The organism is Streptomyces sp. NPDC001002 (assembly GCF_053599215.1).
The window spans coordinates 1-16568 of sequence record NZ_JBSFLV010000039.1 but is presented as its reverse complement, the minus strand read 5'-3'; the positions used below and the strand labels follow the sequence as shown (position 1 = coordinate 16568).

The following is a 16568-nucleotide window of genomic DNA, read 5'->3' as shown; positions in this document are numbered from 1 at the left end:
CGGGTGTTTTATCGCCGTTTCGGAACCGGCACCCTCAGTAGATCGTGCGCCACGGTCAGCTCCCCCTCGTAGCCCGCGTCCCGTGCCTGCCGCTCGAACTCGTCGGGGTCGGAGTAGCGCTGACTGAAGTGCGTGAGGACCAGATGCCGTACGCCCGCCTCGCGCGCCACCCTCGCCGCCTGTCCGGCGGTCAAGTGGCCGTGGTCCACGGCGAGTTGCTCGTCCTCGTCGAGGAACGTCGACTCGATGACGAGCATGTCGCAGCCCTCTGCGAGGGCGTGCACTCCGTCGCAGAGGCGGGTGTCCATGACGAACGCGAACCGCTGGCCGCGGCGCGTTTCGCTGACCTCGGCGAGCGGGACCCCGTCGACCGATCCCTCGCGTTGGATACGGCCCACGTCCGGGCCCTTGATGCCGTGCTCGGCGAGGCGGTCGGGGAGCATGCGGCGGCCGTCGGGTTCGGTGAGGCGGTAGCCGTAGGACTCGACGGGGTGGGAGAGCTTGCGCGCTTCCAGGGTGTACGAGGGTGTGGTGACGAACACGCCGTCCGCGTCCACGGGGGCTTCCGTGATGCCGACCGTCTCGCGGTAGGCGGTGGAGTAGCGCAGGCGGTCGAAGAAGTGCTGGCCCGAGCGCGGGTAGTGCGCGGTGATCTCGTGCGGGACCCGGTCCAGGTTGATGCGCTGGATCACGCCGGCCAGGCCGAGGGAGTGGTCGCCGTGGAAGTGCGTCACGCAGATCCGGTTGAGGTCGTGCGCGGCGACGCCCGCGCGGAGCATCTGGCGCTGGGTGCCTTCGCCGGGATCGAAGAGGATGCCTTCGGCGTCCCAGCGGAGGAGGTAGCCGTTGTGGTTGCGGTGGCGGGTGGGGACCTGGCTGGCTGTGCCGAGGACTACCAATTCGCGTACGGACATGGTGACTTGGCTTAGCCGGGGGGCCAGGTCATGCCTCGGCCGCCCAGGATGTGGGCGTGGGCGTGGAAGACGGTCTGGCCTACGCCGGTGCCGGTGTTGAAGACGATCCGGTAGCTGTCGAGCTTTTCCTCGGCGGCGATTTCGCCGGCCTCGCGCAGTACGTCGGCGGCGACTGTCGGTTCGGCGGTGGCCAGTTCGGCGGCGTTCTCGTAGTGGGCCTTGGGGATGACCAGGATGTGGGTGGGGGCCTGGGGGTTGATGTCCCGGAACGCGACGGTGGTCTGTGTCTCACGGACGATGGTGGCCGGGATGTGTCCTGCGGCGATCTTGCAGAACAGGCAGTCGTCTTGAGGGTCCCCTGGCATGTGGCCGCTCCTCGCACAGATTGATCGAATATGGGGGCATCGTAGCGTTGTCGGGTGCGGGTGCATCGTGGCTGGTCGCGCCCACGCGGCGGAGCCGCAAATCGATACAGCCCCGCGCCCCTTAGGTGGGCAAGCTGGGCGGGGTTTTGGCCGGGCTGGTCTCCAGTGACTCAAGGGCCAAGCGGATCGCCTCGTCCAGTTGGGGATCCCTGCCCGCTGCCCAGTCCTGCGGGCGTTGCAGGACCTCGACATCCGGGTCGACCCCGTGGTTCTCCACTCCCCACTCGTAACCCTCCAGCCAGAACGCGTACTTGGGCTGGGTGACCAGGGTGCCGTCGACCAGGTGGTAGCGGTGGTCGATGCCGATTACTCCGCCCCAGGTGCGGGTGCCTACGACGGGGCCGATGCCGAGGGCCTTGATCGCGGCGTTGACGATGTCGCCGTCGGAGCCGGAGAACTCGTTGGCGATGGCGACGACGGGGCCGCGGGGGGCGTCCTCGGGGTAGCTGTAGGGGCGGACGCCGCGCGGGACGTCCCAGCCGACGATACGGCGGGCCAGCTTCTCGACGACGAGTTGGGAGGTGTGGCCGCCGCGGTTCTCGCGGACGTCGACGACGAGGCCCTCGCGGGCCACCTCGATACGGAGGTCGCGGTGGATCTGGGCCCAGCCGGGGGCCTGCATGTCGGGGACGTGGAGGTAGCCGAGGCGGCCGGCGGAGTGTTCGTGGACGTAGGCGCGGCGGTCGGCGACCCAGGCGTGGTAGCGGAGGGGTTCCTCGTCCGAGACCGGGACCACGACCGCGTGGCGCTGGTCGCCGCCGCCGGACGGGAGGATCGTCAGCTCGATCGGTTTGCCCGCTGTGCCGACCAGCAAGGGGCCCGGGCCGGTGGTGGGGTCCACGGGGCGGCCCGATACGGCGACGATCGCGTCGCCCGCGCGGACCGCTACGCCGGGGGCCGCGAGCGGGGAGCGGGCGTCGGGGTCGGAGGTCTCGGCGGGCAGGACCCGGTCGATGCGCCAACTTCCGTCCTCGTGACGGGAGATGTCGGCGCCGAGCAGGCCCTGGCGCTCGCCGTCGCCGTGGCCGCCGCGCGAGGTGACGTAGGCGTGCGAGGTGCCCAGCTCGCCCTGCACCTCCCAGAGGAGGTCGACGAGGTCGTCGTGGGTGGCGACCCGGTCCAGGACGGGGCGGTAGCGGTCGAGTACGCCGGTCCAGTCGACGCCGCCCAGGTCGGGGCGCCAGAAGTTGTCCCGCATGAGGCGGCCGGTCTCGTCGTACATCTGGCGCCACTCGGCGGCCGGGTCGACGGTCTGGCGGACGCGGGTGAGGTCGACGGTGATGTTCGTGTCGCTGTCGTCGTCGCCGGAGGCGCGCCGGTCGCTGGGGACGACCTTGAGCTTGCCGTCGGTCCACAGCAGGACCCGCTTGCCGTCCCCGCTGACCGCGAGGTGGTCGGCGTCGGAGGCGAGGTGCTCGATGCGCTGCTGGACCAGGTCGTACCGTTCCAGCGCGGTCCGCGGGTCGGGGTCGTCCGGGGTGGCCCGGGAGGCGCCGAGGACCCCGCGCACGGGGTGGCGCAGCCACAGGACGCCGTCCTTGGCGGCGCGCAGGGTGGTGTAGCGGGCGGCCTCGACCGGGAACGGCACGATCCGCTCGGCGAGCCCTTCGAGGTCGATACGGGTGCTGGGGGCGCCCTCGCTGTCGGGCGTCTCGTCCTTGTCCGGGGCCTCGAAGGGGCGGCCGTGGCGCTGCGGTCCGAAGGGGGACGGTGTGGTCGCGGCCAGCGTGATCAGGTGCGGGCGGGAGCCGCCGACGAAGGCCAGGTCGAAGACGTGCTCGTCGTAGACCGGGTCGAAGGAGCGCGCGGAGAGGAACGCGAGGTGCTTGCCGTCGAGGGTGAAGACCGGCGAGTAGTCGCGGAAGCGGAGCGGGGTGGCCTCGGTGACCGACAGGTCGGTGGTGTTGGCGAGCCGGAGCTGACGCAGCGGGCGCGGGCCGGGGTGGGACCAGGCGAGCCAGCCTGAGTCGGGTGAGAAGACCAGCCCGGAGACGTTGCCGTCGGCGCTGCTGTCGAGCTCGCGGACCTCGCCGCTGTCCCGCTCGACGAGCAGGACGCGTCCGTCGTGCGCGGCGACGGCGACCCGGCTGCCGTCGGGGGCCACGGCGAGGTCGAGGACCCGGCCGAGCTGTCCGGCGGCGAGCCGGCGCGGGGTGGTGCCCGGGGCGCTGCCGGTCGCGGGGGCGAACTCCAGGGCGTCGTCGCCCTCGGCGTCGGTGACCCAGACGACGTGTTCCTCGCCGTCGGCGCGGAAGGTGCGCGGCAGCCGGGCCCGTACGCCGGGTTCGGCGGCGAGCGCGCGGGCGGGTCCGGCGCGGTGGGTGACCCAGTGCACGGCGCCGCGGACGGCGACCGCGCTGCCGCGGGCGGTGTGGTCGGGGTGGGCGGAGCCGAACCAGCGGGACGCGTTCACGGGGAAGGGCTGGAGGTCGACGCGCGGGCCGCCGAGCCGGATGTCGAGGCGGCGGGGTTCGGCGCCGTCGAGGTCGTCGAGGGTCCACAGCTCGCCGGCGCTGGAGTAGACGAGTCGGCTGCCGTCGCCGGCCAAGTGCCGTGCGTAGAAGGCGTCGACCGGTGTGTGGCGGCGCAGATCGGAGCCGTCGGCGAGGGAGGAGTAGACGGCGCCGACGCCCTCGTGGTCGGAGAGGAACGCGAGCCGCTCCCCCACCCACACGGGGGTTTCGAGATTCCCGTCCAACTCCTCGTGCAGGCGCACGAATTCGCCGTCGCCGTCCGGGTCGATCCACAACTTGCCCGCCGTGCCGCCCCGGTACCGCTTCCACCAGGCGGCCTCGCGGCCCATCGGCGCGGACAGCAGGACCGTGGACGGGCCGAAGGCCACATCGCCGACGGGCCCGTACGGCAGGGTGGTGGCCGGTCCGCCGTCCAGCGGGACGGCCCGCGCCCAGCTGCGGCGCAGGCTCGCCTGACCCTGGGTGCTGATCGCGAGCACCTCGCCGCCCGGGGTCCAGCCGCGCACCTGGGTGCGCGAACTCCCCCAGTACGTCAGGCGTTTGGCGGGGCCTCCGTCGACCGGCGCGACATGCACCTCGGGGGCGCCGTCCCGGCTGGACGTCCAGGCGACGGTCGTCCCGTCCGGCGCGATGCGCGGATGGTTGACCGGCACGTTGTCGGCGCTCACCCGCCAGGCCCGACCGCCGTCGAGGGGCGCGAGCCACACGTCGTCCTCGGCGGTGAACGCCACCAAGTCGCCGTGCGGATGCGGATACCGGAGATAGGCGTGGGCCGCGGACTGTGTCACCCGATCACTCTATGCAGCCGCGCTCACCGGGCACAGGGGTTTGGATCACTTGGCCACGGACTGTCCGGACCGGTCACTTGCCCTCTACGGGCCAGCAACTGGGGTCGCCCTGGCAATAGATCGTCCGGGTGACGGTCACCGTGACCGTGGGTTCGCCGGGTTGCTGGTAGGTGGCGGGCGGGTTGACCGGGGACGGGGTGGCGTTGCAGTTGCCGAGACCGTTGACCCGGAACCACTCCTTGCCGCCGACCTTGGCGACCAACTGACCGCGTACGCAGGAGCCGTTGACCGCGCGGGTGACCGTCCCGGAGACGGTGATGTCCCGGCCGTCCTTGGTCTCACCCTGGCAGTCCACGTTGGCGACGGTCGTCTCGCTCGCCTCGGGCGTCGACTTGCCCGGCGTGTACGCCTTGTCGTTGCCGTAGTTGGCGGTGCAGCTGAGCCACTGGACGTCGACGTTCTTCCGCTCCAGCTCCTTGGTCGCGGTCTGGTCGGTCGTGTACGCCACCGCTGCGGTGCTCAGCCCGTTGGGATCACACCCGACCGCTCCGCCGACACCGAGCACCACGAGCCCGGCCACGGCCAGTACCCGCGGTCCGCGCGGCCGAAGCCAAATCCGCCTCAATGCCCCCATGGAGGGCAGCCTGCCACTTGGCACGTGCCCACGGTAGACCGCATGCGGTCACCTTGGGAGGCACACCGGCAACCTGCCGGACCCGAACATCCACCCGGTGGCCGTCAGCCGCGCAGCAGCAGCCATTCCTGAAGCTCCACCAAGTTGCCCTCGGGGTCCTTGAGATGGGCGACACGCATGCGGTCGGTGAAGGGCGCGGGGCCGTGCAGGAGGGTCGCGCCGCGCTCGGTGATCTGGGCGCAGTAGGTGTCGAGGTTGTCGACGCGCAGGACGACCAGGGAGCGGTGGCCGGTGGCCGAGTCGCCGAGTTCGCCCAGGACTTCGGCCATCATGGCCCGGTCCTGGAGGGCGATGCCCGCCGAACCGGTGGCCGGGCTGAACTTCTCGTACGGGCCCTCGGTCGCGCCCGACTGCGGCTTGAGGCCGAGGACTTCGGCGTAGAAGCGGTAGCAGGCGGCGAAGTCGGTGACGAGGAGGCGGACTTGGGCGAGTTCCATGAGGTTCCCCCGTGGGTCGGTCAGGACCAGCGGCCGGTGCGGCCGAGGAGCAGGGCCGTCGCCGCGGTGCCCGCGGTCGAGGTACGCAGCACGCTACGCCCGAGCCGGTAGGCCCTCGCGCCGGCTACCTCGAAGCGCGCCAACTCCTCGGGGGAGACGCCGCCTTCGGGGCCGACGACCAGCACGATCTCGCCCGTGGCGGGGAGTTCGGCGGTGGCCAGCGGGTCGCTGGGGTAGGCGCGGTCCTCGTGCAGGACGGCGGCGAAGTCGGCTTTGGCGAGAAGTGCGGCAACCTGAGCGGTCGTCGCTGCGTCCGCGACCTCCGGGAAGCGCAGCCGGCGGGACTGCTTGCCGGCCTCGCGGGCGGTGGCCCGCCACTTGGTGAGGGCCTTGAGGCCGCGCTCGCCCTTCCACTGGGTGATGCAGCGGGCGGCGGCCCAGGGGACGATCGCGTCGACACCGGTCTCGGTCATCGTCTCGACGGCCAACTCGCCGCGGTCGCCCTTGGGGAGGGCCTGGACGACGGTGATACGGGGGGTGGGTTCGGGTTCCACCGGGAAGTCGGTCGGCTCGACGAGGAGGCGGTCCTTGCCCTCGGTGCGCAGGACCGTACCGGCCGCGCCCCGGCCCAGACCGTCGGTCAGCACCACGTCCTCGCCGGGCTGCAGCCGTCGTACCGAGACCGCGTGGCGGCCCTCGGCGCCGGTCACCTCGACGATCGACCCGGGGCCCACGCCCGCCAGGGAGTCGACCACGAACACCGGCGCGGTCACCGGAAGCCGCCCTTGCCCGACAACGCTGTCAGCGCACTGTCCAGTTCGGCCGCGAGGACCTCCACCAGCTGTCCGGCGGGGAGTTCGCGGGCCATGCGGTGGCCCTGTCCCGCCCACAGCGCCATGCCCTGCGCGTCGCCGGCCTTGGCGGCGGCCTTGCGCAGCGGCGAGGTGAGGTGGTGGACCTCCGGGTAGGCGGCGGGGGCGTACGGGCCGTGCTCGCGCATGAAGCGGTTGACCAGGCCGCGGGCGGGGCGGCCGGAGAAGGCGCGGGTCAGTTGCGTACGGGCGAACAGCGGGTTGGTCAGTGCCTGCTTGTGGACGGCGGCGGCGCCGGACTCGGCGGTGGCGAGGAACGCCGTGCCGAGCTGGGCCGCGCTCGCGCCCGCCGCGAGGACGGAGGCGATCTGGCCGCCGCGCATGATGCCGCCGGCGGCGAGGATCGGCAGCGTGACGGTCTCGCGGACCTGGGCGACCAGGGAGAGCACGCCGATGCCGGAGCCGTCGTTCTCCGGGATGTCCCGGTGGGTGCCCTGGTGACCGCCGGCCTCCACGCCCTGCGCGATCACCGCGTCCGCGCCCGCCCGCTCCACCGCGAGGGCCTCCTCGGGCGTCGTCACGGTGACCACGGTGAAGGTGCCGGCCCGGCGCAGCGAGTCCAGCACGTCCCGGCCCGGGATGCCGAAGTGGAAGGAGACCACCGGCACCGGGTTGTCGAGCAGCACCGCGAGCTTGGAGTCGTAGGCGTCGTCCCGGCCGCTGTCCGGATCGCCGAGCTCGGTCTCGTACCAGGCGGCCTCGCCGGCCAGTTGGTGGGCGTAGATCTCGACGGCGCCGGGGTCGGCGTTGTCCGGCTGCGGCATGAAGAGGTTCACGCCGAAGGGACGGTTGGTGAGCCCTCGGATCTGCTTGATCTCCTGGTACATGCCGTCGGCCGTCTTGTACCCGGCGGCGAGGAACCCGAGCCCGCCGGCCTCGGACACGGCGGCGGCGAGCCGCGGCACGGAGACGCCGCCCGCCATGGGCGCCTGCACGATCGGGTGAGGGAAGAGATCGGTCAGTGCGGAGGACATGACGGCATGTTGTCACGTCCTCCGAACAAGTCCGAATCGGCCTTCGGTAGGGCATAGGCCTCCGGCATCTGTCGACGCCGGTGGCCGATTCCGACCTGCGGGACGTCCGGGGGCGGCGGCCCCCGGCAGCCCGTCAGCGACCGTCGAACTCGTCCTCAGCGACCGTTGAAGGCGTCCTTCAGCCGGGAGAACAACCCCTGCTGCCCCGGCTGGAACTGCCCCGTGGGACGCTCCTCGCCGCGCAGCTGGGCCAGTTCGCGCAGCAGGCGCTCCTGTTCCGGGTCCAGCTTGCTCGGGGTCTGGACCTCGACGTGCACGATGAGGTCGCCCCGGCCGCCACCGCGCAGATGCGTGACGCCCCGGCCGTGCAGCGGGATCGACTGGCCGGACTGGGTGCCGGGCCGGATGTCGACCTCCTCCAGACCGTCCAGCGTCTCCAGCGGCACCTTCGTGCCGAGGGAGGCCGCGGTCATCGGGAGGGTGACCGTGCAGTGCAGGTCGTCCCCGCGCCGCTGGAACATCGCGTGCGGCAGCTCGTGGATCTCGACGTACAGGTCGCCGGCGGGGCCGCCGCCGGGGCCGACCTCGCCCTCGCCCGCGAGCTGGATGCGCGTGCCGTTGTCGACGCCGGCCGGGATCTTGACCGTGAGCGTGCGGCGGGAGCGGATCCGGCCGTCGCCCGCGCACTCCGGGCACGGGGTCGGCACGACCGTGCCGAAGCCCTGGCACTGGGGGCAGGGGCGGGAGGTCATGACCTGGCCCAGGAAGGACCGGGTGACCTGGGACACCTCGCCGCGACCGCGGCACATGTCACAGGTCTGGGCCGAGGTCCCCGGCGCCGCGCCCTCACCGTTGCAGGTGGTGCAGACGATCGCCGTGTCGACCTGGATGTCCTTCGTGGTGCCGAAGGCCGCCTCGTCCAGCTCGATGTCCAGCCGGATCATGGCGTCCTGGCCCCGGCGGGTCCGCGAGCGCGGGCCGCGCTGCGAGGCCGTGCCGAAGAACGCGTCCATGATGTCGGAGAAGTTGCCGAAGCCGCCCGCGCCGAAGCCGCCGGCACCGCCGCCGGCCTGCGAGAGCGGGTCGCCGCCGAGGTCGTAGACCTGCTTCTTCTGCGGGTCCGAGAGCACCTCGTAGGCGGCGTTGATCTCCTTGAACCGCTCCTGGGTCTTCGGATCCGGGTTGACGTCCGGGTGCAGCTCGCGCGCGAGCCGACGGAACGCCTTCTTGATCTCATCCTGCGACGCGTCGCGGCGCACGCCGAGAACGGCGTAGTAGTCCGTGGCCACTTACGACTCCGCCAGGATCTGTCCGACGTACCGTGCCACTGCGCGTACCGCTCCCATCGTTCCCGGGTAATCCATGCGGGTCGGTCCGACCACGCCGAGCTTGGCGACTGCCTCGCCGCCCGAACCGTAGCCCACCGACACCACGGAAGTGGAGTTGAGTCCCTCGTAGGCGTTCTCGTGACCGATGCGTACGGTCATGCCCGAATCCCCTGCCTCGCCAAGCAACTTGAGGAGTACGACATGTTCCTCCAAGGCCTCCAGAACGGGGCGGATGGTGAGGGGGAAGTCATGTCCAAAACGGGTGAGATTGGCGGTTCCGCCGATCACCAGCCGCTCCTCGTTCTCCTCGACGAGTGTCTCCAGGAGGGTGGAGAGCACCGTCGAGACCGTGCCGCGGTCCTCGACGTCGAAGGCGTCGGGGAGGTCCTCCACGAGCCGGGGCACGTCGGAGAACCGGCGGCCCGCGACCGTGCTGTTGAGCCGCGCCCGCAGATCCGCGAGCGAGGTCTCCCCGAAGGGCGCCGGGCAGTCCACCATGCGCTGCTCGACCCGGCCGGTGTCCGTGATCAGCACCAGCATCAGCCGGGCGGGAGCCAGTGCGAGCAGCTCCACGTGCCGGACGGTCGAGCGGGTCAGCGAGGGGTACTGCACGACGGCGACCTGCCGGGTGAGCTGCGCGAGCAGCCGTACCGTGCGGGCCACGACGTCGTCGAGGTCCACGGCGCCGTCCAGGAAGTTCTGGATGGCACGCCGCTCGGGACCGCTCATCGGCTTGACGCCGGCGAGCTTGTCGACGAACAGCCGGTAGCCCTTGTCGGTGGGGATCCGCCCGGCGCTGGTGTGCGGCTGGGCGATGAAGCCCTCGTCCTCCAGGGCCGCCATGTCGTTGCGCACCGTCGCCGGGGAGACGCCGAGGTTGTGCCGCTCGGTGAGGGCCTTCGACCCGACCGGCTCCTCGGTGCCGACATAGTCCTGGACGATGGCGCGCAGCACTTGGAGCCGTCGTTCACTCAACATCGCGCACACCTCCCGAACTCGTCCCCTGGGCGCTTCGCCTGGCACTCTGTCCAGCCGAGTGCCAGCATTCCCCGGCCAGTGTACGGCGGAGGGGTACTCCCCGGGCAAGGACGGCCTGCGGAGCGACCCCGTACAGCTAGCGTCGCCGTATGACGGTGACTTGGGAAGAGCTGGGGTGGGAGCGGCTGGCGGCCGGTGCCGGGCGGTGCCGGCTGCCGGGCTGGGACTGCACGGCGGGGCTGGTCGTCGGGGACGGCACGGCGCTCGTGATCGACTCGGGGTCGAGCCTCGCCGAGGGCGCGCTGGTGCGTACGCGCGCGCAGGCGCTCGCCGGTCACCCTGTGACCCATCTCGCGCTCACCCACCCGCATTTCGACCATGTCTTCGGGGCGGCGGCGTTCGCGGAGGCGGAGGTCTTCGGCGCGGTGGGCCTGGACGTGGTGTCGCTGCACGCGCGCGAGGAGCTGCGGCTGGACGCGGTGCGCAACGGACTGGACGAGCGGACGGCGACCGAGGCAGCGGCCTCCCTCGTCGCGCCGCACCACCACGTCTCCGGCGAGTGGACGCTCGACCTCGGCGGCGGCCTCCAGGTCCTGCTGGCGAACGTCGGCCCGGGCCACACGGCCCACGACCTGGCGGTCCTCGTCCCCGGCACACCGGACGCCCCCGCGGTGCTGTTCTGCGGCGACCTGGTCGAGGAGTCCGGCGAACCGCAGGCGGGCCCCGACGCCGTACCGTCCCACTGGCCCGCCGCCCTCGACCGCCTGCTCGACCTCGGCGGCGAGGACGCGCTGTACGTGCCGGGTCACGGGGCGGTGGTGGACGCGGGGTTCGTACGGCGGCAACGGGACGCGTTGGCGGCCCGTTTCGGCGTCTCACCATGAAGTCGGTCTCACCATGAGGTCGGTCACGGCGTGTCGTCGCGATCTGTACGACGTCACCGCGGCGCTTCTCCTATCGTCATCCGAATGCGCCAGTACTCCGCCGATCTGACCCCGCCGTGGAAGAAGCCGAAGCCCGTCCCCGAGGTCCCGGCGGAGGCCGGACTGGTCGTGGAGGAGCCCGGCACCGGTTTCTGCGGCGCGGTGATCCGCTGCGAGGCGGGCACGGTGACCCTGGAGGACCGCTTCGGCAAGCACCGGGTCTTCCCGCTGGAGCCGCGCGGGTTCCTCCTGGAGGGCCGCGTGGTGACCCTCGTACGCCCCGCCTCGGGCCCCGCCCGTCCCTCCCGTACGGCATCCGGTTCGGTCGCCGTGCCGGGCGCACGCGCGCGTGTGGCGCGTGCCGGGCGCATCTACGTCGAGGGGCGGCACGACGCGGAACTGGTCGAGCGGGTGTGGGGCGACGACCTGCGCGTGGAGGGCGTGGTCGTGGAGTACCTGGAGGGCGTGGACGATCTGCCCGCCATCGTGGACGAGTTCGGCCCGGGCCCCGACGCCCGGCTCGGCATCCTGGTGGACCACCTGGTGCCCGGCACCAAGGAGTGGCGGATCGCCCAGGCGGTGACGAGCGAGCACGCACTGGTCGTCGGCCACCCCTACATCGACATCTGGGAGGCCGTGAAACCGTCCTCCCTCGGCATCGAGGCCTGGCCCCGTATCCCCCACGGCCAGGACTGGAAGACGGGCGTGTGCCGGTCCCTGGGCTGGCCGGAAAACACCGGTGCGGCCTGGCAGGCGATCCTGGGCCGGGTGCGGTCGTACAAGGACCTGGAGCCGGAGCTGCTGGGGCGGGTCGAGGAACTGATCGACTTCGTCACGGCACCCGCCGACTGATGGTCCGCTCCCCCCGGGTCCCTCTCCCGCCCGCTCAGTCCACCAGGTCCCGCACCACCGCGTCCGCCAACAGCCGCCCCCGCAGCGTCAGCACCGCTCGCCCCTCCGCGTACGGACCCTCCTGCAGCAGTCCGTCCGTCAGTGCCCGGCCCGCGGCCTTCAGCCCCTCCTCGTGCAGCAGGGACAGCGGGACGCCCTCGATCAGGCGCAGCTCCAGCAGGATGCGTTCCACGCGGCGGTCCTCGTCGGAGAGCAGCTCGCGGCCCGCGCCCGGCGATCGGCCCGCCGCCAGTGCCGCCGCGTACGCGCCCGGGTGTTTCACGTTCCACCAGCGGACGCCGCCCACGTGGGAGTGGGCGCCGGGGCCCGCGCCCCACCAGTCGGCGCCGCGCCAGTACAGCTCGTTGTGGAGGCAGCGGCCGGCGTCGGAGGTGGCCCAGTTGGAGACCTCGTACCAGTCGAAGCCGGCCGCGGAGAGCAGGTCCTCGGCGATCAGGTACCGGTCCGCGTGGACGTCGTCGTCGGTCATCGGGACCTCGCCGCGGCGGATCCGGCGGGCCAGCTGGGTGCCCTCCTCGACGATCAGGGCGTAGGCGCTGACATGGTCGGGGCCGGCGCCGAGGGCCGCTTCGAGGGAGGCCCGCCAGTCGTCGTCGGACTCGCCGGGGGTGCCGTAGATCAGGTCGAGGTTGACGTGCTCGAAGCCCGCCGCGCGGGCCTCCGCGACGCAGGCCTCGGGGCGGCCGGGGGTGTGGGTGCGGTCCAGGATCTGCAGGACGTGCTGTTTCGCGCTCTGCATGCCGAAGGAGATCCGGTTGAAGCCGCCCTCGCGGAGCGTGGCCAGATATCGCGGGTCGACCGACTCCGGGTTCGCCTCCGTGGTGACCTCCGCGTCGGGCGCGAGGCCGAACTCGTCGCGGACCGCGCCCAGCATCCGTACGAGATCGTCGGCGGCCAGCAGGGTCGGGGTGCCGCCCCCGACGAACACCGTGCGGACCGGGCGCGGGTCGTCGCCCAGCACCTTGCGCGCGAGGCGGATCTCGTCGATCAGGGTGTCGGCGTAGTTGTCGCGGGAGGCGAGGACGCCGCCGGTGCCGCGCAGCTCGGTCGCGGTGTAGGTGTTGAAGTCGCAGTAGCCGCAGCGGGTCGCGCAGTACGGGACGTGCAGATAGAACCCGAGGGGGCGGTCGGCGGCGCCGGCCAGCGCGGCCTGCGGGAGGGCGCCGTCGTCGGGGACCGGTTCACCGTCGGGGAGTGCGGAAGGCATGCGTTCCATTGTCCAGCACGCCCGCGCATGCCCACTCCCGTCCGGCACGCGCGCGTGGCTACTCCGCCTGCTGTGCCTGTTCCGCCTGGAGCACCAGCAGCGCCAGGTCGTCCTCCGGTGGCTTGCCGCCGAACTCGTGGACCAGGCGGCGGATGCGCTCCGCGATCAGCTCGGCGCTCAGGCCCGCGCAGCCGGCGAACGCCGTCGCGAGGCCGTCGGCGTCGTCGAACTGGCGGGGTCCCGACCGCCGTTCGGTCACGCCGTCGGTGACGCAGAGCAGGGTGTCGCCGGGGCGCAGTTCGAAGGTCTCGCTGGTGTAGGTCTCGTCCTCGATGACGCCGAGGAGGGTCTGCGGGCGCGCGGCCGTGCACACGCTGCCGTCGGGGCCGAGGAGGAGCGGGAGCGGGTGTCCGGCGGAGGCGAGGGTACAGCGCACTCCGCCGTCGAAGGGGGCCAGCTCGCCGTAGAGGAGGGACAGGAAGCGGGTCTGCGGGCCGTCGCCGGGTCCCGGCGGGCGTACGAGGGCTCGCGCGGCGGCGTCGGCGGCCTCCGTGGCGTCGTCGAGGAGGAGGCGGTTGAGGCGGTCCAGGACGTCGGCGACGCGGTAGCCCTCGCGGGCCAGCAGCCGCAGCCAGGGGCGGGCCAGGCCGATGACGACGGCGGCCTCGGGACCCTTGCCCTGGACGTCGCCGACGGCGAAGCACCAGCGGCCGTCGCCGGCCGGGAAGAGGTCGTAGAAGTCGCCGCTGGGGCCGCCCTTGTCGCAGGGTTCGTAGACGAGGGCGCTGTGCACGCCGGGGATCTCGGCGACGGCGACGGGCAGCAGGCCGCGCTGCAGGACCCGGCTGATGGTGGCCTGGCGGGCGTACTGGCGGGCCGCGCCGACCGCGAGCGCGACCCGGCGGCTGAGGTCCTCGATCAGCCCGGTGACCTCGTCGGCGAAGCGCAGGAGTCCGGACCGCCCGATGACGAGCGTGCCGAGCGGACGGCCGCCCGCGATCAGCCGGTACGCGAGTGCCGTGCCGTGCGGCCCGAGGGCGCCCGCGGGCCAGGGGTAGCCGGCCGGTCCTGGGCGGGAGGCGTCGGCGGGGTGGGGCGGGTCCTTCTCCAGGGCCCGGCGCAGTTCCTCGATGCGGTTCTCGCTGCCGTGCCAGACGCGGGCCAGCCGCAGTCCGGTGCCGCCGCTGCCGTCGGCCCAGCCGCCGCGCCCGGTGGCCTCGTCCTCCAGCCAGACCGCGCACCAGTCGGCGAGCCGCGGCACGATCAGCTGGCCTGCGAGGGCGGCGACGAGGTTCTCGTCGAGCTGGCCGGCGAGCAGGTCGGAGGCCTCGGCGAGGAAGGACAGGGCGCCGCGGTCCAGCCACTCGCGGTCGTACTCGGCGCGCAGGGGTTCGGGGGCGAGGAGATCGGCGGCGTCGAGGCCGTGGGTGACGGCGTGCCGGCCGGTGTACTCCTCGATGCCGTCCGCGGCCGTGGTGCCCTCGGCGGACAGCCGCGCCCAGACCGTCTTGGCGCCCCTGCGGTAGGTGACGCCCCAGGACTCGGCGAGCGTGGCGACCAGGCGCAGTCCGCGGCCGTGCTCCGGGGCCTCGTACGGGCCCCGCTGGTCCGCGTCGCGGGGTGCGCGGGAGAGGTCCGTTTCGCGCGGTGCGCGGGAGAGGTCCGCGTCGCGCGGTGCGCGCGAGGGGTGGTGGTCGCAGACCTCGACGACCACGTCACCGCTCGCCTCCTCCATCCGGCAGGCCACCTCGACGTCGGTGCCGGCGTGCACGACGGCGTTGGTGACGAGTTCGCTGACCACGACCACGGCGTCGTCGGCGAGCCGGTCGGTGAGGTGTTCGGTGCCGGGCAGGGCGACCTCGGCCCACTCGGTGAGCGCGGCCCGCACGATCGCGCGGGCGGTGCCGGGCGCGAGGGGGCTACCGGGGAGCGCGGCGGATTTCTGTGCGCGCGGGCGCACACCGCCCGAACGCTGCTCCACGCCTCCGCGCTGCTCCACGCTCCCGCGCCCCTCCGCGCTCCCGTGCGCGGGCGCATCGGAGGCGCGGAAGGCGGTCTCCCGTTGCGTCGGAATGGCCCCCATCGACAGCTCCCGGAACGGTTCGCACGAATACACCTCAGCGGACGTCGACAGAGTGACAGACTGGCCACGCCCATAAGCGCCGAGTTACCGAAGTGGGCCGCCATGAGTGAGAACAGTGGTACGCGTGTGCTCGAAGACGGTCAGAAACCGGAACAACTTCGAGCATCGGAGCTGCGCCCTCTGCTCGCCGCGATGACCGCGGCCCGGGACGGCGACTTCACCAAAGTGCCGGAGACCGGACAGGGGCTGGTGGCCGAACTGACCGCCGCCTTCAACCAGATCATGGACCGCAGTACGCACTTCAATTCCGAGGTGCAGCGGGTGAAGCGGGAGCTGGTGCGGCACGGGCGGCTCGACGAGCGGGTGAGCGCCAGTCCGGGGCAGGGCGCCTGGACCTCCCGGGTCAATGACGTGAATCAGTTGCTGGACGCCCTGGTGGCGCCGGCGGCCAACGCCACGCGCGTGCTGGACGCGGTGGCCGGCGGCGATCTGACCCAGCGGGTCGATCTGCACGACGGCAGCAGGCAGTTGCGCGGTGATCTGCGGCGCCTGGGCCGGGCCGTGAACAAGATGGTGGACCAGCTGTCGCTGTTCACCGGCGAGGTGACCCGGGTCGCGCGCGAGGTGGGCACGGAGGGTCGGCTCGGCGGGCGGGCCAAGGTGACGGGCCTGTCCGGCAGTTGGCGCGATGTGACCGAGGCGGTCAACACGATGGCGTCCCGGCTGACCGCGCAGGTGCGGGACATCGCCCTGGTGACGACGGCGGTGGCGCGCGGCGACCTGACCCGTACGGTGACCGTCGAGGCGACCGGTGAGCTGCTCGAACTGAAGCTCACCGTGAACACGATGGTGGACCAGCTGTCCGCGTTCGCCGACGAGGTGACGCGCGTGGCACGCGAGGTGGGCACCGAGGGGCAGTTGGGCGGCCGGGCCCAGGTGCGAGGGGTCTCCGGGGTCTGGAAGGACCTCACCGACAACGTCAACTTCATGGCCTCGAACCTGACGTCACAGGTCCGGAACATCGCCCAGGTGACGACCGCCGTGGCCAACGGCGACCTGTCGCAGAAGATCACCGTGGACGCCCAGGGCGAGATCCTGGAGCTGAAGTCGACCATCAACACGATGGTGGACCAGCTCTCCGCGTTCGCCGACGAGGTGACCAGGGTCGCCCGCGAGGTCGGCACCGAGGGCAACCTCGGCGGGCGGGCCCAGGTGCGAGGCGTCTCCGGCGTCTGGAAGGACCTCACCGACAACGTCAACTTCATGGCGGACAACCTGACTTCACAGGTCCGCAACATCGCGCTCGTCTCCACCGCCGTGGCCCAGGGCGACCTCGGCAAGAAGATCACGGTCGAGGCGAAGGGCGAGATCCTGGAGCTGAAGTCCACGATCAACACGATGGTCGACCAGCTCTCCGCGTTCGCCGACGAAGTCACCCGCGTCGCCCGCGAGGTCGGCACCGAAGGCAACCTCGGCGGCCAGGCCCAGGTGCGAGGCGTCTCCGGCGTCTGGAAGGACCTCACCGACAACGTCACTCGGACTTGGCCTGCGCCGGGCTG

Annotated in this window: 14 protein-coding genes; 3 read left to right on the top strand and 11 right to left on the bottom strand. The window is 72.4% G+C overall.

Features of this window, described 5'->3' with window-relative positions; all coding sequences use genetic code 11:
• Nucleotides 1–8: 8 nt before the first annotated feature.
• From ACWDR3_RS19400 to hrcA, 9 genes are all read right to left on the bottom strand, one after another.
• Nucleotides 9–914, bottom strand: a complete 906-nt coding sequence (locus tag ACWDR3_RS19400) for a ribonuclease Z (RefSeq protein ID WP_450353721.1) — start codon at nucleotides 912–914, stop codon at nucleotides 9–11.
• Nucleotides 915–925: 11 nt separating this feature from the next.
• Entirely contained in the window at nucleotides 926–1279 is a 354-nt protein-coding gene (locus tag ACWDR3_RS19395) for a histidine triad nucleotide-binding protein (protein ID WP_450353720.1), read from the bottom strand.
• Nucleotides 1280–1400: 121 nt separating this feature from the next.
• The gene (locus ACWDR3_RS19390) at nucleotides 1401–4601 is read right to left on the bottom strand and encodes a S41 family peptidase (protein ID WP_450353719.1); all 3201 of its coding nucleotides are present in this window, start codon (nucleotides 4599–4601) and stop codon (nucleotides 1401–1403) included.
• A gap of 73 nt (nucleotides 4602–4674) precedes the next feature.
• Nucleotides 4675–5235, bottom strand: coding sequence for a hypothetical protein (locus ACWDR3_RS19385; RefSeq protein ID WP_450353718.1), 561 nt, complete (start codon nucleotides 5233–5235; stop codon nucleotides 4675–4677).
• Between the two features lie 104 nt (nucleotides 5236–5339).
• Nucleotides 5340–5732 (bottom strand): VOC family protein, encoded by a 393-nt coding sequence (locus tag ACWDR3_RS19380; RefSeq protein ID WP_401720891.1) that lies wholly within the window; start codon nucleotides 5730–5732, stop codon nucleotides 5340–5342.
• Between the two features lie 20 nt (nucleotides 5733–5752).
• The gene (locus tag ACWDR3_RS19375; RefSeq protein ID WP_450353717.1) at nucleotides 5753–6505 is read right to left on the bottom strand and encodes a 16S rRNA (uracil(1498)-N(3))-methyltransferase; all 753 of its coding nucleotides are present in this window, start codon (nucleotides 6503–6505) and stop codon (nucleotides 5753–5755) included.
• Nucleotides 6502–7578, bottom strand: a complete 1077-nt coding sequence (locus ACWDR3_RS19370; RefSeq protein WP_450353716.1) for a nitronate monooxygenase — start codon at nucleotides 7576–7578, stop codon at nucleotides 6502–6504. Before ACWDR3_RS19370 ends, ACWDR3_RS19375 begins: the two co-directional genes overlap by 4 nt.
• Nucleotides 7579–7733: 155 nt before the next feature.
• Nucleotides 7734–8867, bottom strand: coding sequence for a molecular chaperone DnaJ (gene dnaJ, locus ACWDR3_RS19365; RefSeq protein ID WP_450353715.1), 1134 nt, complete (start codon nucleotides 8865–8867; stop codon nucleotides 7734–7736).
• Complete coding sequence (gene hrcA, locus ACWDR3_RS19360; protein WP_401720902.1) at nucleotides 8868–9884, bottom strand: heat-inducible transcriptional repressor HrcA; 1017 nt, start codon at nucleotides 9882–9884, stop codon at nucleotides 8868–8870.
• Nucleotides 9885–10033: 149 nt separating this feature from the next.
• Here hrcA and ACWDR3_RS19355 point away from each other — a divergent pair, with 149 nt between their 5' ends.
• Nucleotides 10034–10768 (top strand): MBL fold metallo-hydrolase, encoded by a 735-nt coding sequence (locus ACWDR3_RS19355; protein WP_450353714.1) that lies wholly within the window; start codon nucleotides 10034–10036, stop codon nucleotides 10766–10768.
• Between the two features lie 84 nt (nucleotides 10769–10852).
• Complete coding sequence (locus tag ACWDR3_RS19350; RefSeq protein ID WP_450353713.1) at nucleotides 10853–11659, top strand: DUF3097 domain-containing protein; 807 nt, start codon at nucleotides 10853–10855, stop codon at nucleotides 11657–11659.
• 34 nt (nucleotides 11660–11693) lie between these two features.
• Here ACWDR3_RS19350 and hemW read toward each other — a convergent pair whose 3' ends face one another.
• Nucleotides 11694–12926 (bottom strand): radical SAM family heme chaperone HemW, encoded by a 1233-nt coding sequence (hemW, locus tag ACWDR3_RS19345; protein WP_450353712.1) that lies wholly within the window; start codon nucleotides 12924–12926, stop codon nucleotides 11694–11696.
• A 58-nt stretch (nucleotides 12927–12984) separates the two neighbouring features.
• Entirely contained in the window at nucleotides 12985–15009 is a 2025-nt protein-coding gene (locus ACWDR3_RS19340) for a SpoIIE family protein phosphatase (RefSeq protein WP_450353711.1), read from the bottom strand.
• Nucleotides 15010–15111: 102 nt separating this feature from the next.
• Here ACWDR3_RS19340 and ACWDR3_RS19335 point away from each other — a divergent pair.
• A partial coding sequence (locus tag ACWDR3_RS19335; protein ID WP_450353710.1) for a HAMP domain-containing protein occupies nucleotides 15112–16568 on the top strand: 1457 nt, incomplete at its 3' end.